This is a genomic window from Streptomyces sp. VNUA24 (genome assembly GCF_029167005.1).
GTDB classification, from domain to species: Bacteria; Actinomycetota; Actinomycetes; order Streptomycetales; family Streptomycetaceae; genus Streptomyces; species Streptomyces scabiei.
This window is the reverse complement of the sequence record NZ_CP119143.1, coordinates 5,659,228-5,679,623: the sequence shown is the minus strand read 5'-3', so window position 1 is coordinate 5,679,623 and position 20,396 is coordinate 5,659,228. Positions and strand designations below refer to the sequence as shown.

General features: G+C 72.6%; 18 protein-coding genes. 7 read left to right on the top strand and 11 right to left on the bottom strand.

Features of this window, described 5'->3' with window-relative positions; genetic code table 11:
* Positions 1–119 precede the first annotated feature (119 nt).
* The 3 genes from PYR72_RS24190 to PYR72_RS24180 all read right to left on the bottom strand — a co-directional run bounded on the left by PYR72_RS24190 (position 120) and on the right by PYR72_RS24180 (position 4,487).
* Positions 120–1,451, bottom strand: a complete 1,332-nt coding sequence (locus PYR72_RS24190; protein ID WP_275457268.1) for a HAMP domain-containing sensor histidine kinase — start codon at positions 1,449–1,451, stop codon at positions 120–122.
* A gap of 79 nt (positions 1,452–1,530) precedes the next feature.
* Positions 1,531–2,298 (bottom strand): response regulator transcription factor, encoded by a 768-nt coding sequence (locus PYR72_RS24185; RefSeq protein ID WP_275457267.1) that lies wholly within the window; start codon positions 2,296–2,298, stop codon positions 1,531–1,533.
* A 227-nt stretch (positions 2,299–2,525) separates the two neighbouring features.
* Positions 2,526–4,487 carry an Ig-like domain repeat protein gene (locus PYR72_RS24180; RefSeq protein WP_275457266.1) on the bottom strand — a complete coding sequence of 654 codons (1,962 nt, stop codon included), beginning with the start codon at positions 4,485–4,487 and terminating at the stop codon, positions 2,526–2,528.
* A gap of 319 nt (positions 4,488–4,806) precedes the next feature.
* On the opposite strand from PYR72_RS24180, the gene PYR72_RS24175 reads away from it, so the two are divergent.
* From PYR72_RS24175 to PYR72_RS24160, 4 genes are all read left to right on the top strand, one after another.
* On the top strand, positions 4,807–5,586 hold the full coding sequence (locus PYR72_RS24175) for a hypothetical protein (protein WP_275457265.1): 780 nt from the start codon (positions 4,807–4,809) through the stop codon (positions 5,584–5,586).
* Between the two features lie 626 nt (positions 5,587–6,212).
* On the top strand, positions 6,213–6,767 hold the full coding sequence (locus PYR72_RS24170; protein ID WP_275457264.1) for a SigE family RNA polymerase sigma factor: 555 nt from the start codon (positions 6,213–6,215) through the stop codon (positions 6,765–6,767).
* A complete protein-coding gene (locus tag PYR72_RS24165) occupies positions 6,764–8,143 on the top strand; it encodes a PQQ-binding-like beta-propeller repeat protein (RefSeq protein ID WP_275457263.1) in 1,380 nt (459 codons plus the stop codon). The genes PYR72_RS24170 and PYR72_RS24165 overlap by 4 nt, the downstream gene beginning before the upstream one ends.
* Positions 8,144–8,268: 125 nt before the next feature.
* Positions 8,269–9,621: a helix-turn-helix transcriptional regulator gene (locus PYR72_RS24160; protein WP_275457262.1), complete on the top strand. Its 1,353-nt coding sequence runs from the start codon at positions 8,269–8,271 to the stop codon at positions 9,619–9,621.
* A gap of 7 nt (positions 9,622–9,628) precedes the next feature.
* Here the strand turns inward: PYR72_RS24160 and PYR72_RS24155 are convergent, their stop codons facing one another.
* The 4 genes from PYR72_RS24155 to PYR72_RS24140 all read right to left on the bottom strand — a co-directional run bounded on the left by PYR72_RS24155 (position 9,629) and on the right by PYR72_RS24140 (position 12,893).
* Positions 9,629–10,390 (bottom strand): hypothetical protein, encoded by a 762-nt coding sequence (locus PYR72_RS24155; protein ID WP_275457261.1) that lies wholly within the window; start codon positions 10,388–10,390, stop codon positions 9,629–9,631.
* A 71-nt stretch (positions 10,391–10,461) separates the two neighbouring features.
* Positions 10,462–11,016 (bottom strand): SigE family RNA polymerase sigma factor, encoded by a 555-nt coding sequence (locus PYR72_RS24150; RefSeq protein ID WP_013002132.1) that lies wholly within the window; start codon positions 11,014–11,016, stop codon positions 10,462–10,464.
* Positions 11,017–11,146: 130 nt separating this feature from the next.
* On the bottom strand, positions 11,147–11,722 hold the full coding sequence (locus PYR72_RS24145) for a hypothetical protein (RefSeq protein ID WP_275457260.1): 576 nt from the start codon (positions 11,720–11,722) through the stop codon (positions 11,147–11,149).
* A 157-nt stretch (positions 11,723–11,879) separates the two neighbouring features.
* Complete coding sequence (locus PYR72_RS24140) at positions 11,880–12,893, bottom strand: L,D-transpeptidase (RefSeq protein ID WP_275457259.1); 1,014 nt, start codon at positions 12,891–12,893, stop codon at positions 11,880–11,882.
* A gap of 152 nt (positions 12,894–13,045) precedes the next feature.
* Between PYR72_RS24140 and PYR72_RS24135 the strand changes: the two genes are divergently transcribed.
* The 3 genes from PYR72_RS24135 to PYR72_RS24125 all read left to right on the top strand — a co-directional run bounded on the left by PYR72_RS24135 (position 13,046) and on the right by PYR72_RS24125 (position 15,514).
* Positions 13,046–13,549: a SigE family RNA polymerase sigma factor gene (locus PYR72_RS24135; RefSeq protein ID WP_037723288.1), complete on the top strand. Its 504-nt coding sequence runs from the start codon at positions 13,046–13,048 to the stop codon at positions 13,547–13,549.
* Positions 13,539–14,351, top strand: coding sequence for a L,D-transpeptidase (locus PYR72_RS24130; protein WP_275457258.1), 813 nt, complete (start codon positions 13,539–13,541; stop codon positions 14,349–14,351). Before PYR72_RS24135 ends, PYR72_RS24130 begins: the two co-directional genes overlap by 11 nt.
* A 140-nt stretch (positions 14,352–14,491) precedes the next feature.
* Positions 14,492–15,514: a hypothetical protein gene (locus PYR72_RS24125; RefSeq protein ID WP_275457257.1), complete on the top strand. Its 1,023-nt coding sequence runs from the start codon at positions 14,492–14,494 to the stop codon at positions 15,512–15,514.
* Here the strand turns inward: PYR72_RS24125 and PYR72_RS24120 are convergent.
* The 4 genes from PYR72_RS24120 to PYR72_RS24105 form a co-directional block, all read right to left on the bottom strand.
* On the bottom strand, positions 15,474–16,070 hold the full coding sequence (locus tag PYR72_RS24120; protein WP_275457256.1) for a TlpA disulfide reductase family protein: 597 nt from the start codon (positions 16,068–16,070) through the stop codon (positions 15,474–15,476). The genes PYR72_RS24125 and PYR72_RS24120 overlap by 41 nt on opposite strands.
* Positions 16,071–16,087: 17 nt before the next feature.
* Positions 16,088–16,603 carry a DUF3515 family protein gene (locus PYR72_RS24115; protein ID WP_275457255.1) on the bottom strand — a complete coding sequence of 172 codons (516 nt, stop codon included), beginning with the start codon at positions 16,601–16,603 and terminating at the stop codon, positions 16,088–16,090.
* A 37-nt stretch (positions 16,604–16,640) separates the two neighbouring features.
* The gene (locus tag PYR72_RS24110) at positions 16,641–17,318 is read right to left on the bottom strand and encodes a L,D-transpeptidase family protein (RefSeq protein WP_275457254.1); all 678 of its coding nucleotides are present in this window, start codon (positions 17,316–17,318) and stop codon (positions 16,641–16,643) included.
* A 225-nt stretch (positions 17,319–17,543) separates the two neighbouring features.
* Positions 17,544–20,189, bottom strand: coding sequence for an SdrD B-like domain-containing protein (locus tag PYR72_RS24105; RefSeq protein WP_275457253.1), 2,646 nt, complete (start codon positions 20,187–20,189; stop codon positions 17,544–17,546).
* Positions 20,190–20,396: the final 207 nt, after the last annotated feature.

The following is a 20,396-nucleotide window of genomic DNA, read 5'->3' as shown; positions in this document are numbered from 1 at the left end:
TCACTTAAGCGGTCACCCCTCCGGAACGGATCGGAGCCGGATCAGAGAATGATCAGAAACTCCTCTGCCGTTCGCAAAGTCCACCCCCGGTCACAACCCGTGGGCTACGGGCGGGTCGCTCAGGACGAGGCCGGGATCAGCACCCTGAACCACGCCCCCCGGTGCGACGCGTGGGACGGTTCCAGCGTGATCGTCCCGCCGTGGGCCGTCGCGATCGCCGCGACGATGCTGAGGCCGAGCCCGCTTCCGGCGGCCCGCGTCTCCTCACCGCGCACGAAGGGGTCGAACAGCCGGGCGCGCAGTTCGTCCGGGATGCCGGGGCCGTCGTCCAGGATCTCGATCACCCGGTGGCCGTCCTCCGTGCCGAGCCCCAGGGTCGTCGTCGTCCCCGGCGGGGTGTGGACCCGCGCGTTGGCCAGCAGGTTGGCGACCAGCTGGTGCAGCCGCAACGGGTCGCCGGTGACCGTGTGGTCCCCGGGGGCGAGCAGCAGCCGCACGGGGTGGCCGGGGTGGCAGTCGCGGGCGGCGGAGACCGCGTCGCGGCAGAGCTGGGCCAGGTCCACGCAGGTCAGTTGCAGGGGCTGACCGAGGTCGAGGCGGGTCAGCAGCACGAGTTCGTCGATGAGGGTGCTCATCCGGCCGACCTCGGTGGCGATCCGGCCGAGCGCCTCCTGCCGCATGGGCTCGTACGCGGGGTCGCCGACCCGGGCGAGTTCGGCGTAACCGGAGATCGTGGTCAGCGGGTTGCGCAGTTCGTGCCCGGCGGCCGCCATGAACTCCCGCAGCCGACGCTCGGTGTCCTCCCGCTCCCTGACCTCACGGCGGCCGAGCCGGCGTGCGCCGAACAGGACGGTGGCGAGGAGGGGGAGTGCGGCGGCCGTCTCGACCTGGAGGAGGCGTTCGACCGCCCGCCGGTCCTCCGCCGTCGACCGCGCGGTGACGACGTAGCCGCCCGCGTGGTTCCGGTCCGTCCGCGGCACCCGTACCACCAGGGCCCGGTAACTCCCCCCGAACGCCGAGGGGTTGGTCCGCGCCGCGTACGTCCTCAGTCGGGCGGGGGTGAGCGCCGGGAAGGCGGGGAGCCCCCGGGACCCCGAGTGGCGTTCCACGACCCTGCCCTCGGCGTCGAGGACGAGGACCAGGTCGTTCCGGCCGAGGGACGGGGCCGGACCGCCGAAACCGCCGAACGCGCTCGCCCGCGCTATCTCCTGGTCGGTGCGGGCGGTGAGCTGCTGGGCGAGGGTGTGGGCCGAGAGGGCGGCGACCGCGCCCAGCGTGGCGAGGGTGGCGACCAGCCAGAAACCGACGGTGCGCCGGCCCGCGCGATGGGGGCGGATCGGCTGTTCCACGGGCGACAGGGGGCGGCCGGGCTGCGGCCGGAGGCACGTGTCACTCGGCGCGAGCAGCCCGGCCGCCCTGATGTTCTCGCCCAGTCCGGCGAACCCGCTCATCCGACCAGCCCGTTCACGCCGTCCAGTCCTCCGTGGCCCTCGCCGTCGTCGCCCGCCCCTCCCCCGGCGGCTCCCTCTCTCAGTTCGTGCACAGTTGGTAGCCCACGCCCCGGACCGTCCGTATCAGCGACTGGCCCGGCTCGCCCAGTTTGCGGCGCAGGTAGTAGATGTACGTGTCGACGACGCCCGACCCCTCGTCGCGGTGGTTCCACACGCGTTCCTGGATCTGGCCGCGGGACAGGACGCGGCCGGGGTTCTCCATGAGGTAGCGCAGCAGGGCGAATTCGGTGGTGGTGAGGTCGACCGGCCGGTCGGCGGCCCAGACCTGGTGGGCGTCGGCGTCGAGCTGGATCGCCCCGGCGCGCAGCCGGTTGCGGTCGGGGGCCGGCCGTCCGCCGCCGGACCGGCGCAGCAGGGCGCGGACGCGGGCGGCGACCTCCTTCAGCTCGAACGGCTTGGTGACGAAATCGTCGCCGCCCATGTCCAGGCCGCGCACCCGGTCGTCGACACCGCCGAGCCCGGTGAGGAACAGCACCGGCACCGCGTTGCCCCGGTCGCGCAGGGTCCGGCACACCTCGAAGCCGCCCAGGTCGGGGAGGTTGACGTCGAGGAGGATCAGGTCGGGGTCGTGGCGTGTGACGGCCTGCAGTGCCTGACGCCCGGTCGCCGCCGCGCTCACCTGGTATCCGAGGAACTCCAGCGCCATCGTCAGCATGGACCTGATCCCCTCCTCGTCGTCGACGACGAGGAGGCGCCCGGTGGGTCCGGCGGTGCCAGCCGACGGGGGCTGCGCGGCGGAAGTGGCTGGTGGGACTGCTGATGGGGCGGAGGGCACAGGGGTGGTCATGTCCTGTTCCTTTGCGGCCGTGATCTCAAATTGAGATCTCAAGTTTCGGCAGAGTCCGTATCGTCACACGTACCGGCAGGTAACGGAGAGCGGTTCCGGATTCATCCGGAACAACCGGTTCCCCGCCTTCGTCCCCCTCCGCCCGCCCCGGCCGGGACAGCGGCGAGCGCCGCCGGGGGACCCGTGGATCCGCCCGTCGGCGCTCGCCGTGCTGCCGCGACCTGCGTCTAGTCGGTGAAGATGAAGTACTTCCAGGCCCCGTACGTCGTGGTGTTGACGTTGTCGCCCGAGGCCGTGTCGTGGTACTCGGAGCGGAAACGGAGGCGGACGTTCGTGGTCGGGGTGCCGGTGAGGGTGATGTTCGACCCGCCGGAGGTGCCCAGCTCGAAGTACTGGGTGCCCCAGTCCCGCCACGCGCCGTCGTAGTAGTACTCCAGCTGGAGGCGCTGCTGACGGTTCGGGTAGTACGTCATCACCGTCTTCAGGACGGGGTCCTTGGACTTGCGGATGAAGTGGTACTTGTGGCCCCAGGCCGTCTGCGTCTTGTAGTAACCCGAGATCGACGACGAGATCTTGACCTTGGTGTAGACGGTGTTGGTGACCGTCCTCGCCTTGTAGCGCGAGTCGCCCGCGAACTTCACCGAGACCTTGGTGTCACGCTTCAGGTCGACGGTGGCCGACAGGTTCCCCTGCGAGTTCACCGTCCCCGACTTCACCAGCTTGTTCGGCCGGTCGGAGCCGTACGGGTCGGCCCAGATCTCGACCTTGCGGTTCTTGTACGTCGTGCCGAGGTGCGCGGTGAACTTCACGTCCGCGCCGTAGGAGTAGGTCCTGCGGTTCTTGTCCAGGGTCAGCGTGGGCGTCGCCCGCGAGACCTCGACCGTGTCGGAGGCGGACGCGGCGGTGTGGTCCGCGTCCCCCGCGTACTTCACGGTGTACTTGACCTTGCCGCCGGCCGGCGGGGTGTCGGAGAAGCTGTAGCTGCCGTCGGCGGCCACGGTCACCGCGGCGAGGGCCTTGCCGGACGTGGACTCCAGGTCGGTGCGGGTCACCGTCAGCTTCACCCCGGCCGGGAACGCCGCCTTCGAGGTGATCTTGCCCTTGACCGTGAGCTTCTTGGCGCGGGTGGCCGTGGCGGGGGCGTTGACGGTGAGTGTGGTGAGCGCCCTGGTGGGGGCGTCCAGCGTGCGCAGCGAGTACACGCCCTCGTCGTTGTACGTCACCGCGAACAGGCGGGAGCCGTCCGGCGCCCAGGCCAGGCCGGAGTCGGGCAGCTCGTCGCCGCCGCTGCTGCCGCCGGTGTTGGGGAAGTCGTACTCCCGGATCGAGGTGGTGGAGCCCGGCTCGTAGATGTAGATGTCGGGCTCGTAGATGCCGTCGATGCCCGCCGCGACCGTGCCGTCGGGCGCGATGGCGACCGAGTTGGGGTAGGTGTCGCTGGCGTAGGTGCCGTCCGCCGTCAGGTCGGAGGTCTTGAAGACCTGGTGGTGGTACGGGGAACCGCTGGCCACCACGACGCGCTGCCCGTCCGGGGTGACCGCGAGGTCGCCCATGTTCCCGCCGCCGGTGTCCACGGCGGCCGTACGGGAGGCGGCGCCCGAGGAGACGTCGTACACGGCCAGCTTGCTGCCGCCGGGCTCGCCCGCCACCACGGTGCCGGAGCCGGGGACCACGTCCAGGATGGGCGCGGAGTACCAGAGGCGGGTGGTGTCCTGGTCGAGGGCGACCACGGGCTCCGCGCCGGACAGGTCCAGCGAGCCGATGTTGCCCTCGGCCGCCGCGCCGTAGCCGAACCAGACCTTGCCGCCGGCCACGGCGACACCCACCGGGGCGTCGCCCACCGGGTAGCGGGCGGACTCGGTCTCCGTCGCCGTGTCGACGGCCACGATCGTGTCGGCGTCGCGCACGGCCCCGTACAGGGTGCCGGAGTCGGCGGACAGCTCCAGGCCCTGGACGCCCGGCAGGTTGGTGAACTGCTTGCGGACGATGCCGTAGTAGTCGGTGACGACGATCTTGCCGTTCGTCGGGTCGCTGATGAAGACCCGCTGGTGGACGCCGTCCACCACGATGTCGGCGCTCGACGCGACCGGCAGGACCTTCGTGCTGTCGGCGGACGCCGCCGGCGCGACCGTGAGCGCGGCGGAGCTGAAGAGGACTGCCAGTGCGGTGGCAGCCGGAAGAGTGCGCATACGCACGGTGTCGAACCCCCCGGTACGAAGAAGTGGGTGCGTCGTCGCGCGGGGCCGGTGTGTTCGACCTGTGCGGCGCGTGTGACGCATGTGAAGCGTGTGCGAAGACTAAGTCATGCCACTGACAAGAGGGTCACAGGGGGTGGTGGGGAACTCAAAGCATTTACGGGACGGACGTCCACTCCGGCGCACGCGCCGTCCGCGCACCCCGCGCGCGGTCACCCGAACGGCCCTGAACTGCGCCGTCACCCGGTCGGCCCACTGCTATCCACAAGGGGAGGGGACGTACCCGACGTACCCGCGAAGGGAAGAACCACCCATGGTCAGCCTGTCCGTCGACCTGTCCGTCGACTTCGCCCGGGGCCTGAACGACGCCTGGTCCAAGGTCGCGCAGTTCGTTCCGCAACTCGCCGCCTTCCTCGTCGTCCTGGCCGTCGGCTGGTTCGTCTCGAAACTGATCGCCCGCGTCCTCGACCGCCTCCTGCGCAAGGCCGGCTCGGAGCGCCTCTCGGAGCGTGCCGGAACGTCCCGTCTGCTCCAGGACTCCTCCTACGACCTGACCGGCATCCTGCGCCGGATCGTGTACTACGCGCTGATGCTGCTCACCCTGCAGCTCGCGCTCGGGGCGTTCGGCACCAACCCCGTCAGCGCGATGATCAACGACATCGTGGCCTGGCTGCCGCGCGCGGCCGTCGCCGTCGTGCTCGTCGTGGTGGCGATGGCCATCGCCAACGCGGTGCGCGGCATCGTCGGGGGCGCGCTCGCCTCCGTCTCCTATGGCCGGAGCCTGGCGACCATGGTCTGGGCCTGCGTCGTCGGCCTCGGCGTCATCGCCGCGCTCGGCCAGGCCGGCATCGCCCAGGATGTCACCCGCCCGGTCCTCTACGCCGCGCTCGCCACGGTCGCCGGGATCCTGGTCGTCGGGGTGGGCGGCGGCCTGATCGGGCCGATGCGGCAGCGGTGGGAGCGGGCGCTGACGACGGTGGAGCGGGAGACCGTGCACGCGCGGGGGAGCGTGGCGGCGTACCGGGAGGCGCGCACGAGCGTCCCGGCCAGCCGGCCGACCGCCGACGCCTGTCGGTCGACGGCCGATGTCTGACGGCTGACGCTTGTCGGTCGTCGGCCGATGTCTGACGGCTGACGCCTGTCGGTCGTCGGCCGATGTCTGACGGCTGACGCTTGCCGGTCGTCGGTCGATGTCTGACGGCTGACGCTTGCCGGTCGACGGCCGACGCCTGACCGCCGATGCCTGACCGCCGACGCCTGCCGGTCGACGGCCGATGTCTGACGGCTGACGCCTGTCGGTCGACGGCCGATGCCTGACCGCCGATGCCTGACCGCTGACGCCTGCCGGTCGACGGCCGACGTCCGACCGCTGACGCTTGCCGGTCGACGGCCGACGCCTGCCGGCCGACCTCCGACGCCTGACCGCCGACCGCCGACGCCTGACCGCCGACCGCCTACCGCCGACGCCTGCCGGTCGACCGCCCACCCCTGTCGGCCGACCTCCGACGTCTGATGGCTGCGACGGCCGGTATCCGGCCCCCCTGCGCGTCGTCCGCTTCCGTACCCGGGTCCCCGTATCCCCTCGTCAGGGGTGCGGGGGCCCGTGCGTTCGGCGGTCGCCTCCCCCTCTTCCCGGGGCGGACGGACAATCTCCCTCCGAGAGGGATAGCCGTGCGCGGCCCGGCACGTCGTGAGGGGTGCCGAGAAGGGGGAGGGCCGATGAAGGCATCGGGTCACGACGAGTTCCGTGAATTCGTGGCGATGCGCTCCACCGCGCTGCTGCGGCTCGCGGTGCTGCTCACGGGCGGGGACCGGCACGGAGCCGAGGATCTGCTGCAGATCGCGTTGATGAAGGTCTACGGGCGCTGGTCGAGCATCGAGCAGCCCGAGGCGTACGTGCGCCAGGTCATGTACCGCCAGCAGGTCAACCGCTGGCGGCTGCGCGGACACCGCGCGGAGACGACGGTGCCCGTCCTGCCCGAGTCGGCCACCGACGCCGACGCCGGGGCCGAGTCGGAGCTGCGGATCGCGCTGTGGGCGGCGCTCGGCCGGCTCTCGAAGCGCCAGCGGGCCGTGGTCGTGCTGCGCTACTTCGAGGACCTGCCGGAGGCCGAGGTCGCGGCGCTGCTGAGGTGCCCGGTCGGCACCGTGCGCAGCACGGCCCACAGATCGCTCGCCAAGCTCCGGGCCCTCGTACCGGAACTGGGACCCGCCGGGCCCGCGGAGGACCAGGCACAGCAGCTCACGTTCAGGCCGAAGGGGGTCCAGGGATGACGACGGAGCAGGTGGAACGGAAGATCCGGGAGACGCTGCACGCCGTCGACCTGGACCGTGTACGGGCGCCCGGCGACCTGGTGGACAAGGTGGTACGCCGGCGCGCCCGGCGCCGCTTCTCGCAGGTGGCGGGGACGGTGGCGGCCGTGGCCGGGATCACCGTGGGAGCGGTGTTCGGGTTCGGGGGCGGCGGGGGCGGCGAGCAGGACCGGCCGGCGCGGCCGGCGGCGCAGACGCCGGAGGGCTGGCATCCCTGGCGGATCGACGCCCGGGGCGCCCTGGACCGGGGCTGCCTGGTGGACGGCGCCGCGCTGTACTGCTCCGGCTACAAGTTCGACGCCGCGAAGTTCGACGCGAACACCGGCGAACGGCTGTGGACGCGCAAGGCGATCGGCGACGGCTCCGGGACCTCGTCCGGCCGGCCGGTCGCCGTGCGCGACGGCGTGCTCTACACCTACGGCGCCCACACCGCGGAGAAGGACCCGAACGGGAACTACGCCCCCGGCACCGACCTCATGGCGGTGGACACCGGCAGCGGCAAGGTGCTGTGGAGGGTGGAGCTGGCGAGCGACAACCGCGACGACCAGGCCGTCCTGCTCATCGACGGCGCGGTGCTGGCCAACACCCCGAGGGACCGGACGCTGTCGGCCGTCGACCCGCGCACCGGCAAGGTGAAGTGGCGCCACAGCTGGGGCAAGGGCATCTGGTGCGACCGGGTGGTGCTGAGCGGCGTCCCCTACCTGCTGTGCGCGCCGGAGACCAAGAAGCCCGGCCCGACCGAAGTCCTCCGTCTCGACCCGGCCACCGGACGGACCACCAAGGTCACGACCCTCTCCGGCAGGCAGCAGATCGTCGGGACCTGGGGGGACCGGATCGTCCTGACCGGAATGCCGGCACGGTCGAGCGTGGTCTTCGAGACGGAGGAACAGAAGGCGAGGACCGAGAGGCTGACCGTCGTCGACAGGACGGGCCGGAAGACCTCGCTGTCCTACCCGGTCCGGGGGACGCACGTCGCCAGGGCCCTCGTCGGGGACCGGTTGATCTCCGTGTCCCGTACGGGCCAGGCGTCTTCCTACTCGCTCAGCACGGGGAAGACCCTGTGGACCGCCCCGGTCGGCATCAAGGTGCCCGGCAGCGAGGCGAACTGGCCCGATCTGGCGGAACCGGTGGTGTCGTCGCACCGGAACGTCGTGTACTTCCTCGGCCCGGACGGTGATCTGTCCGGCCTCGACGCGGACACGGGCGAGCGGATCTGGCGCGGGCACGTCGACGCCGGCAAGTACGGGGGCATGCCCCAGACCCTGCTCCACGGGGACGTCCTGATCGCCCGGACCGGCAGCCGCATGGTCTCCCTCCTGCCCGGTCTGGACGGCTGACCCCACAGCCCCGGCCGGGACGGCTGACCCCGGCTCCCGGCCGGGACGGCACTCTCCGTCCCGGCCGGGAGCGCGAGTTGCGGTAAAGCGGCCGGTGTAAGCGGGGTTACTGGCATGCTTACGTCATGGCAGGTACGGCCGAGCGTGACGATCCCGAGGTCATCGGGCGCAGGGTGCAGCAACTGCGGACGGAACAGGGCCTCACACAGCGTCAGTTGGCCGAACCGGCGTACACCCCGGCGTACATCTCGACCCTGGAGGCGGGCCGTGTCCGCGCCTCCGAACCGGCCCTGCGGCACATCGCCGAACGGCTCGGCGTGGACTACGAGGAGCTGGCCACCGGCCGCCCCGTCGGCTTCGCCACCGAGCTGCGGCTGCGGCTGACCGGCGCCCAGCGCACCCTCGCCGGTGGCGCCACGGAGGCCGCGGCCGAGGAGTTCGCGGCCGTCCTCGCCGAGGCGGAGGAGCACGCACTGGTCGCCGAGCACGCCGACGCGCTGCTCGGGCTCGGTGAATGCGCCCTGGAGACGGGGGACCTGGAAAGCGCCCGGCTGCGGTTCGAGCAGGTCGAGCAGTGTCTCGGCGACGCCCCGCTGCCGGCCCGTGTCCCCGCCCTGCGCGGTCGCGCCACCGCCCACTACCTCGCCGGTGAACTCCGCTACTCCTGCTACCTCTACGAGTCCACCCTCGACGAGCTGAACCGCAACGGTCTGCACGACCCGGACGCTTTACTGCTCCTCTACACCGGCGTCATCGCCCCCTACATGGACATGGGCGCCCACGCCCGCGCCGCCCAGGCCGCCGAACTGGCCCTCGCCCTCGCGCCGCGGTCCGGCGATCCCGCCCTGGTCGCCCGGATGCACCGCTCGGTCGCCCGCACGATGATCGCCGAGGGCCGGATCGCCGAGGCCGACGCCTCGCTCGCCAAGGCGTCCGAGCTGTACCGGCAGCTCCAGATCCGCACCGAGCTGGCCAACTGCCACTGGATGCGCGGCTATCTGCACGCCCAGAACGGCGAATACGCCCGCGCCGAGGAGGAGCTGCGCGAGGCCCGCCGCATGCTCTCCGCCAAGCGCGCCGCCCTCTACACCAGCCAGGTCGCCGTCGAACTCGCCGACGTCCTGCACCGCCGCGGCAAGTCCGAGGAGGCCGGCGAGCTGCTCCGCGAGGTCCTCAGCGACCTCAGCTCCGAACGCGGCGCCCTGCACTCGGCCGCGGCCCACCGCCTCCTCGGCATCATCGCCGAGGACGCCCGGGACGCGGACACCGCCGAGGAACACTACGTACGGGCGCTGAGCCTGCTGGAACGCGCGGGCGCCGCGGGTGACCTGGCCGACCTGTGCCGTCTGCTCGGGGACCTGTACCGCCGTTCCGGCCGTGTCGAGGCCGCCCTCGACGCCTATCGCACCGGCCTCGGCCACCGCACCGCCCCGGGCACCACCACCCTCGGCCCGGCCCCCGCGCAGCCCCCTCTGTGACGGGGGCTCAGTCGTCGAAGGTCCGGGACACGAGGACGGTGCCCTCCTTGTCGTACACCGTGACCCTCTCGGTCAGGCTCCGCAGGCGCTCGGCGTGCGGGGTCCCCGCCTCGCGGTGCGTGAGCACGTACCAGGCCCCCCAGTCCTTCTTCCCGGACAGCCGCAGGACCGTGCCGTCGAGGGTGCGGCCGTCGCGGAGTTCGAGCCGTACGCCGGCCGCCGGGGTCCGGGTGCCGAAGTAGAGGCCGGACAGGAGGGCGTAGTCGGTGCCCGACACCGCCTCCTGCATCGCCGCTCCCGGGCGGCTCCTGTCGATGTCCTCGTCGAGCAGGTTCTGGAACTCGACCAGCTCGGACATCAACGGCTCGTACGCGTGCTTGCCCTTGTCGGTGAGCCAGACCTGGGTGCCCTTGCCGACGTCCACGCGCTCGCCCGGCTCGACCACGCGCGTCTGCCCGGCGTACGGTCCGGCGATCCGGGCGGGCGTGGGCGAGGCGCTCGCGGTCGGCGCCGGTGGCGCCATGGGCCGGACGGTGGGGGGCGGGCCGCCGGGCCGGAGCGTCAGCACCAGGGCGAACGGGAGCAGCAGCAGGGCGCAGCCCGTGCCCAGCGCGGCGGCCCGGCGCCGCCGCCGGACGGCCCGGCCGTCGTGCTCGATGGCCCGCAACGGCACGGCCTGCGGGGTGATGTCGTACGCGGCGTCGGCGAGGGCCTCGCGCAGCAGCCGCCCGGTGCCGGAGTCGTGTGCGCCGTCCTCGGCCGTACCCACGTCGGTTCCGCCTCCTTTCCCTGTCCCTCGTGCTGCGGTGGTGTCCGGGCCGGTCCCGGGGGTGGGCTGGTTCATGGGCGGGCTCCGGAGACGGGCGACGGGGCGGCGTGGGCGGCGCCGGCGAACTCGGGGTGCGCGCGCAGGGCCTGCAGGCCCCGGCGGAGGTGGGTCTTGACGGTGCCGAGGGAGCAGCCGAGCAGCTGGGCGATCTCCGTCTCGCCGAGGTCCTCCCAGAAACGGAGCACCAGCACGGACCGCTGCCGGGCCGACAGCGCGGCCAGCGCCTGGAGGACGGCGGCGCGCTGGGCGATCGACTCGGCGTGCCCGGCGTGCCGCTCGTGCACCCGCTCGGGCAGGAACGGCGTCAGCAGATGGGCCACGCGTCTCTTGCGTACGCGGCTGATGTTGTTGTTGACCAGCGAGCGCCGTACGTAGAAGTCGACGTCGTCGCGCGGTATGCGCCGCCAGCGGGCGTACACCTTCGCCAGGGTGGTCTGCACGAGATCCTCGGCCTCGTGGAAGTCTCCGGTCAGCATGTGCGCGGTGCGCACCAGACGGGGCCAGGCGGCGGTGGCGTACGCGGCGAAGTCGGCGGCCTCCGGTGATCCGGGTTTCTCCTGCGGCACGGGCTGCGGTCCTCGGGGCTCGGGAACGGGGGAGCATGCCGCGCGGGAGCGGGGTGGTCAAGTCCCGCTCCCGCACGGCCGTTTCGGCGCGGCCGTCGCGGCAGGGCGACCGCCGCGCCGAACAGGGCGGTCAGCGCAGCCGCAGCCGGGAGTAGACGCCGCCCTCGGTGTCGTGGACGGTCACCGCGCGCAGGAACTCCTGTCCGTCGTCCACCGTGGGCAGCTCCGCGACGGCGTACCAGACGCCCCAGCCCGGCTTCCCGGGCAGCTCGATCAGCTTGCCGTGGACCGGGCCCGTGCTCGTGCGGACCGTCACGCGGGAGGCGGTTCCCTTGCCTCCGTAGTAGAGGCCGGAGAGGTAGTAGCGCCCCTCGAAGGCGGACGCGTGGAGGGACACCCCCGGCCGGGACAGGTCGACGTTGCCGTCGACGGCACTGCGGAACTGCGGGAAGTCCGGCAGGTCGGGCTCCAGCCAGTGCTTGCCCTCGGCCGTCATCCAGAACTCGAATCCCGGCGCGGCGACGACGTGCTCACCGGGCTGGAGGATGCGCGGAGTCGGCGCCTTCCGGGCCGCCGTCGCGGCCTGCGCGACGGCCACCGCCGTGCGGGCGCCGTGCGCCGCCTCCCCCCGCGAGGCGGCGTACGACGCCGTCGACGCCCCCGCCAGCAGCGTGGTCAGCGCTGCGACGGCGACGAGTGTGTGCATCCGTGTCATGGTCATGAACGGACGACCCCCAAAGGTGTGTTGTTTCAGGTGCGTTGGTCTGACACTCCTGAAACCCGGGAGGCGTACGGCACGGATGACACGGCCGGGACGATTTTTTCCGCGGCTTCCCCGCCGCCCCGTCCCCCTGCGCGTCACCTCACCGCAGAGCGCTGCCCCCCTTCCACTCCGCCCAGCCCAGGTTCCAGTCGCCGTAGCCGTTCCCGACGGCCACGGTCTCCTTCGAGCCGGTCACCTTCACCACGTCCCCGGGGATGACCTGGTCGTAGAACCGCTTCGCCGTGCCGTCGTCCGCGAGACCCACACAGCCGTGGGTGACGTTCTGGCGGCCGGCGTACGTATTCGCCTTCGGGTTCTCGTGCAGATACGTTCCGGAGGTGGTGAGGTGGACCGCGTTGGCGTACCAGCCCGCGTACGAGTCGCCGTAGCCGACCGTGCGGGAGTCCATGAACACCCGGCTCTGCTTGTCGGAGACGACCATCGTGCCGTTCCAGGTGTCCATGCCGGGCGCGCCCGCGGTGACGGGGATGTGCTCGGTCGAGCCGTCCTTCTCGACGGTCATGACGTGGCGGCGCACGTCCACCGTGGCGACGAGCGAGCGGCCGATCGTGAAGTGCCGGGCCGGACCTGCCCCCACCTCGACGGTGACCTTCGTGCCGGGCTTCCAGTAGACGCGGGGCCGGTAGTCGACGCGCTGCCCGTCCGCGAGGTCGTGGTCCTTGACCCAGCTCCAGGACCCCTCCGTGCCGTTGTCCGTGCCGACCTTCAACTCCTTCTCCACCCGCGCGCGTTCGTCCGGCGCGACGGGCCGGCCGAAGGTGACGGATATCGGCATGCCGACCCCCACGGTCTGCCCGTCGGCGATGTTCACGCGCGCCCCCTCCAGGGCCTTCGGCGGGGCGGGGACCGGCGTCGCCCGCCCGGCCCCGGTCTTCCCCTCGCCCGCCGAGTCCGCCCGGGCGTGCGCCTTCGGTATCGCGCTCGGCCCCTCGACCCGTACTCCCTCGCCGACCCCCGCACAGCCCGTGAGCGTCAGCGCGAGCGCGCACGCGGCCGTCGCCGCGAGCGCGTGGACGAGACGCCTGGCCCGCCCCGCCCCCGTCGTCCCGCCTTCCGCGGCTCTCTTCCCCGAGCCGCCGTTCCCCGTGGTCATGGTCCCCCCAGTGGTCTTACGACCGGATGTCCGACGCGGTGTGACACCGCGATGTGTTTCGATGTGTGGCGTACGTACGGGACCTGTACGCACGGCGGGGTCGGCCGGGTTGCACGGCGATGCGAGGAACTTCGGGAAAACCGGCGGGGGGCATGACCGAGGAAGAGTTCGACACGTTCTACGCGACCGCGTTCCCCCGGCTGACCGGCCAGCTCTTCGCCTTCACCGGGGACCACGGGGAGGCGCAGGACGTGGTGCAGGAGGCTTTCGTACGGGCCTGGGACCGGCGGCGGGACTTCCTCGCCGACGGGGCGCCCGAGGCATGGATCCGGACCGTGGCCATGCGGCTCGCGGTGAGCCGGTGGCGCCGGGCCCGCCGCTGGCTGGACCTGGTGCGCCGCACTCCTCCCCCGGACCACGTGCCGGGGCCCGATCCCGAGCGGGCGGTACTGGTCGACGCGTTGCGCAGGATTCCGGAGGCACAGCGGATGGCGGTGGTTCTGCACCATCTGTGCGACTTGAGTGTGGAACAGGTAGCCTCCGAGACCGGCGCCCCCGTGGGCACGGTCAAGGCCCGGCTGTCCCGGGGCCGGGCGGCGCTGGCACGCGAACTGGCCCCCGGCGAGGGCGAGAAGGAGGACGGCCGTGTCCGATGACCTCACCGTCCGGCTGCGCGAACTGGCCGAGACCGCCGAGGCCCCGCCGCCCGGCTCCGGTGCCGAGGTCCGCGCAGTCGCGGGCCGTCGGCGCCGCCGGCGCCGTACGTCCGTCGCCGTCGCGGGCGGCTGCGCGGCGGCCGGCCTCGCCGCCGTGCTCACCCTGAACGCCGCCTCCCACGGCACGGAGCAGCGGCCGGCCACGGCCGCCAGCGGTTCGGCCAGCGCCGTGGCCGCTCCCCAGGTCACGGTGGACCTCTCCCGCCGCGTCCTCGTCTACGACGGCCGTGAACTGCCCATCACTGCCGGGAAGGACGACACACCGACGCCGACCGGCCTGATGCACGTCACGCGCAAGGAAGACGCCGTGCGGTTCTCCGGCGTGACAGCCGGCTTCGGTGACGAGTACGTGATGAACCTGCAGTGGGTCATGGAGCTGACGCCCGTCGCGAAGGGGGCCACGCCCGGGGGCGAGGAACCCGGCGCGGTCGACGCGCGCGGCACGACGGGAGCGGGGGACACCGGCGACTCCGGCGGCGACACCGGAACGGGCGGGAGGACGAGCGCGACGCCGACGCCGACGCCGACGCCGACCGGGCGCCCGTGGACGCTCTGGATCGCCGCCATCGCCCACAACGAGAAGGCCCCCGGCACCCTCGACGTCACCAGCGGCTGGATCGGCCTGCGCACGGCCGACGCCCGATGGCTTTTCGAACGCCTGCCCGAGGATGCGGTCGTGGACATCCGGAACCCGCGCTCGACCCCGACCCCGACCCCGTCCACCGGCCCTTCCTCGGGCTAGGGCCTGTCTGACGCCACTGGTCCGGGTGGCGGGGAGCCGTACGGGGGAGTGGCTCACCCGTACGCCCTCGTGCGCTGGTGGGAGGGCCCGGGTGGTGTTGGCGTGGGAGCGGAAACATCGTGCTCCCGGGAGGCTCCGCCATGCGTCGTCCGTACCGTGTTCTCGCCCGGGTCGTGGTCCTCGGGATGCTCGCGGGCGCGGCGGGCTGCTTCGTGGACGATCCGGGGCACCCGCGCGGCTTCCCCGAGGCGGCCGTCGACGACACGGCCTCCCCCTCGCCCTCCGCGCCGTCCGCCTCCGCCCTCACCGACGCCCGGGCCCGCAGCGCCCTGCTCCGCCAGGGCGACCTCGGCGACACCTGGGCCGGCACCCAGGGCGCGGCGACCTGGCGGGACGGCCTCCTCAAGGGCCGCACCGACCGCCCCGAGTGCCAGGAACTCCTCGACGCGGTCTACGCCGAGGACGTCCTCGGCAAGCCCCGGGGCGGGACGGCCGTCGCGGGGTTCGACGACTTCGAGTACGGCGCCCAGCTGCGCTACCAGGTGGGCGCGTACGACCGGGCCGACGTGGATGCCCGGCTCGGACACCTCCGTCAACTCATCGACGACTGCGGGGAGTTCACCATCACCGGCTCCCAGGGCCGGGAACACGGCGCCCAGGTCACCCCCGTGGACCTGCCCGGCGACCTGGGCGATGCCCGGCAGGGCCTGCGGCTGGTCGTCAGCGGTGACGTCGAGGGCGAGGACAGCGCCCTCACCTTCGACCTCGCGACCGTCCGCGTGGGCGACACCGCCGCCCTCGTCACCCACGGCGGCCTCTACGGCATCGACGACACCGCCACCCGCGACGCCGCCCGCGCGGGGGCGAAGCGGCTCCGGGACGTCCTGGAGAAGGAACGGCAGGGCGCGACGAAGGGCGGGAAGACTCCGAAGGAGGACCCGAAGAAGGACCCGAAGAAGACCGGTGAGGCGAGCCCGGGGACGAGCCCCGAGGACGACCGGACGCCGACCGGGCCGTCCGAGGAGGACCCCACCGATCAGGACACCTCCGAGGAGCAGTCCCCGGACGAGACGTCCGCCGACGAGGACGACTCCTCCGACGTGGCCGGGCGGCCCGCCCGTGTCACCGGCCCGCCCCCTTCCCCTCCTTCAGCAACGGCGTGACAATCGCCGCCAACTCCTTCTCGTCCAGGCGGGCTTGGACGGCTCCCGCGATCCTGCCCGCCCGGTCGACGAACAGGGTGAAGGGCAGGAGCTGCGGGTTCACCATGCCGCGCGGCAGTTCCAGGAACTGCCGGCCGCCCGGGTCGTGCAGGCTCGGGTAGGAGAGGCCGAACTCCTTCTGGAAGGCCCGCGCGTTCCGTCGTTCGACGTCGGTGCTGATCCCCAGGACCCGCACGCCCCGGTCCTCGAACGTCCGGTACGTGCGCTCCAGGGCGGGCGCCTCGGCCCGGCAGGGACCGCACGAGGTGGCCCAGGCGTTCACCACGACGACCTCGCCCCGGTAGTCGGAGAGGCGGACCGGCTTCCCGTCGACCGTACGGCCGGAGAACGCGGGAGCGTCCGCGCGCTCGGCCACCGGAACGCGCTCGAACGGCTGGGACATGCCCGACTGCGCCGAGTCCGTGTCGAGCACCAGCGGTTCGCTCGTCGAGCAGCCGGCCAGCACGACCACGAGCGCGCACAGGGCCGCCGGCCGGGCCGTCCTCCTCGTGGCCATCGGGTACTCCAGCTCCGTCAGTGGGTGTGGTGCGGCGGTGTCGTGGGAGCCGTGACATCGGAGGGAGCGAGGCACTCGTTGTCCTGCTCCAGATGTCTCACGACGGGGGTGAGGCCCACGAGGACGGCGTCGGGGGCCGCCTCGCCGACGGTGAGCTGCACCTCGACGGACGGCTCCCGGCCGTAGGTCACCAGCACCTCCCGGCCGTCGTCGTCCGTGCTCGTACGCCAGGCCCAGTCCACCCCGTCGACCTGGGTGCACGCGTCGTCGGTGGCCCCGAGCCGGGGGAAGCCGCAGCGCGCGACGACGGCCCCGTCGCCCCAGACCGCGGCCCCCTCCGTCGTGGTGGCCGACCTCTCCAGCCCGGCCAGCCGGTCGGGGTAGCGCTCGCCGACCCGGGCGCAGGCGGGATCGCCGGCCAGGGGAGCGGCGGCGAAGCTGTAGGTGGGTGCGCTCAGCAGGTGCACCGTCACCGCGGCGGCGAGGGCGAGGGCGCCGACGGTCGACACGGCGATCCAGGTGCGGCGGGACATGCCGAGATCGTACGGGGTGCGCGTCGGCGTCCGCCGCTCAACCCCGTTCGGAGGAGGGCCGCAGCGACCGTCCCGTGCCCGGCTTCACGCCCCACACGTACACCGCGTCGTCCTCGTGCATGATGTTCCAGAGCCGTTCGGCGTCCGCGTAGCGCAGGTTCACACAGCCGTGGGAGCCGCCCCGGAACAGGTCGTCGAGGACGCCGTGGAAGGCCTGCCCGTTGTCGAAGAACTGGGCGAACGGCATGGGGGCGTCGTCGTACAGGTCGGAGTGGTGGTCGCGGTTCTTCCAGTAGACCGTGTGCCAGCCGGTACGGGTCTCCTGGCCGTCCCTGCCGGTGCGCACGGGCACCGGCGCGTAGATCACCCGCTCGTCCTCCTGCACCCACATCAGCTGACGGTCGAGGTCCACGCACGTCACCTGGTACGTCCGCACCGGGCACTTGCCGGCCGCGTTCGGGTCGGGGCGGGCCTGCACGACCAGCATGGTGCGGTAGGTGGCGAGGCCCGCGTAACCGTCGGCCGGCCGCACCCCCGTGCGCTGCTGGAACGCGCGGATCGCCACGCAGTCGGCGGGGGACTGACGGCCGTCGGCGGGAAGCCGGAGATGGCGTTCCAGGTCCCACTGGTAGGGGCCGGTGCGCGTGACGCACTCCGGCGCGGGCGCCGCGGTGGCCGCGGGGACCACCGTCCAGCCCAGCAGGGCGGAGGTCACCGCCGCGACCGTACGTATCCGGGTCTTGCGTGTCCTTCGTCGGGTCGTCAACGCGGCCTCCGGTACTCACACACTCGCTCGCCGAACCCCCTCCCAGAGATACGGCATTCCGCGCGCCGCGGAGACGTCCTGCTGGGCCGAACGGGAACCGGCCTCGGGCCGCCCACCGGGGTCTGTGCCGGGGGACGGCCCGTCCGGAGCCGCGCGGGGGTCAACCGTCGGCCGTCAGCACTTCTTGCCCTTGCACGCCTCTCCCCGCTGGTTGCGCAGCTTCACCGGCAGCCCGCTCCCGGACGAGGCGTTCGCCGGGGTGAGCACGTACGGCCCGGTGACCGGCTGCTTCGGCCTGAGGTAGCCCTCGGGGACGTCGGTCTCCACCAGGTGGTACGTGCCGGGCAGCAGCGAGCCGAACGAGCAGGTGCCGGTGCGGGAGGTGGCGCAGTCGTTGACGAAGCGGTCCTTGCGCATACCGCCGCGCTGCAGGCCGGGGACGCCGTTGGTGTCCTGCCACAGCTCGAACACCGCCCCGCTCAGCGGCTTGTCGGTCTTCCTGTCCAGCTTCAGGAGCGTCAGCCGCACCGACTTGGTGAGGCCGGCGTCGACCGTGTGGTTCACATGACCGGGGTCGCCGACGCGGACGACGGTCCGGCCGTGCAGGTCGGCGTCCGAGTCGATCGCGCGGTTCGAACCGGCGTCCTTCACCGTCCACTTGAGGGAGGCGAGACTCGGCCGCCCCGGCAGCGCGGTGGTGTCGACGCCGCGGTGGTCGAAGGAGACCCGGTAGGTGGTGTTGGGCCGCAGGCCCTGGGCGCCGCCGATGTAGTACTCGCCGTTGGCGTCCGTGCGGGCCGTGAGGTCGGGGCCGGGCGACAGCGGGTCGAGCGTCACCTTCACGTTCCTGACCGGCGGCTCGGAGGGGTCCTGGATCCCGTTGCCGTTGACGTCGTACCAGACCCGGTTGCCGATCTGGACGGGCGCGCGGTCGCAGACCATCTCCAGGTCGGCGAGGCCGTTGCCCTTGCCGAAGAGCAGCGCACGCCGCGCGGCGTCGGCGCTCCAGGTGTTCTGGACCGTCAGGTTGCCCTCGGTCCGGCCCTTGCCGGTGTTCCAGCGGCGGACGCCCTGCTCCCAGGGGTGGTTGTCGAAGGGGTCGAAGACCGTGCTCCACAGCCTGTTCCGGAACGGCTGGAGCGCCGTGCCGCCCTGGGTGACCTGGTCCTCGTGGGCGTCGGTGAGGGCGGTCGAGTCGTCGTAGAACTCGCCGTGGCCCGGCCCCTCGTCGTTGTTGGGCCGCGCGCCGTAGAGCGCGTCGCACCGTGCGTTGTTCTCCAGCGTGTACGTGGTCCCGGTGGCGCACACGCGCAGCACGTCACCGGCGGCGACGGCCCGGACCAGGCCCCTGTTCCGGGCGTTGAAGGGGTACGTCGCCGTCCCCTGCATGTCGGCGAAGCGGTCGCGGAAGCCCAGCACCAGGTCACCGTTGTCGGCGATCTCGATGTTGGACAGGATCGGCTGCGGCGCGGAGACGAAGGAGAGGTGCCCGGGCACGGGGACGCGCTGGTTCCACGCCTCCCACATGGCGCTCAGCGGCTGGCCGACGGTGGCGGGCTTGGTGCAGCGGGCGATGCTCGCGGGCAGTCCGGTGAACCGGTAGGCGCAGCCGCGCGGGTAGTTCATCGCCGTGTGGAACAGATGACGGAACGAGCCCTGCCGGAACTCGTAGACGTGCGCGGTGACCTCGGACGGGTCGCCCCACGGGGTGCCGCGCGTGACCGTGTTCTCCGCGCCGCACACCCCGCCGACGAGCACCCGGCCGCCGCGCACCCCGATGCCGTACGGGTGCCAGCGGCCGGCGCAGTCCTCCGGCTCGGGGATGACGTGCGAGCGGTACCTGCCCGGGTACACCCCGTCGCCGCTGCCGCGGATCGGCACGGTGTACAGCCGGGAGTCGTTGAGGCTGACCGCGTACAGGGTCCGGCCGTCGCCGGAGACGTCGACGTCGCCGATGCCCTCCCGGCCGACCCGGCTGTAGACGGGGTAGTCCCGGAGCCAGTCGTCGGACTCGTCGTGCTCGGTCAGCAGGCCCGGGAGGGTGACGAAGGTGCTCACCCCGGAGGCGCTGTTGCGGCGGTAGACCGTGTTGGTCGCGCCCGCCGGCCCGTACGCCGCGTGCCGCTTGACCAGTGTGCCCATGTAGGTGTTGCCGGTGCGGTCGTTGCCGATGCCGAACACCGCGCCCTGCTGGGTGTTGTTGGTCAGCCGCTCGACCGTGCCGCCGGGGTGGGTGTCGGAGAAGTTCCCGGTGAACCGCACCAGCCCCTGGTGGGTGTCGGGGGCGTCGCCCTTGGTCAGGTTGCAGGTCACCAGGTCGGGGTTCTCCTGGCAGTAGACCCCGGGCTCCCAGAAGCCGGTCGTGTACGTCACGCTGCGGTTCCGGGAGACGTCCACGAAGCCGACGCCGCTGCGCATGACGTTCGGACCGTCACCGAGTCCCGCGATCGCCGGCTGCAGGGTGCGCGGGTCGGGGTTGTGGACCTGCACCCGGTACCGGCCGCCCAGCAGAGGGGTGGCCGACGGCTGGAACCAGGCGACGCCATAGGTGTTGGTGGTCTTGGTCACCACCGTCCCCCGGTCGTCGGTGAGGGTGACCCGCACGCCCTCGCGGCCCTTCTCCAGACCGCTGTCGTACGTCCCGTCGGCGTCCACCTCGTTGAAGACGCGGACGGTCACGTTGCCGTCGCCGGGTGCCCGGCCGGCGACCGGGCCGGCGGAGCCGGGGCCGGCCGGGACCGCCTCGCCGGCCGGACCGAGCACCAGCGCCGCCGAGACGGCCAGGACCAGACCCACGCCCCCCGGAGTTCTTCGCTTCACGCCACGTCCTCTTCTCCTGATGTCCTGCCGAGGCGACGGAACCCGGTGCCCGAAGCCGACGCCTGCATTCATATGAAGTGCCAACCGCGACTAATCAGGCCGAACGGGGCACGGGAGGGGAGGGAGGCGGCGGCGCGATGCCGGGAATGTGGAGATTCGGGGGAGGCGGAGGGGGCGAGGGGTGCGGGGACGCGGACGGCGGCCGGG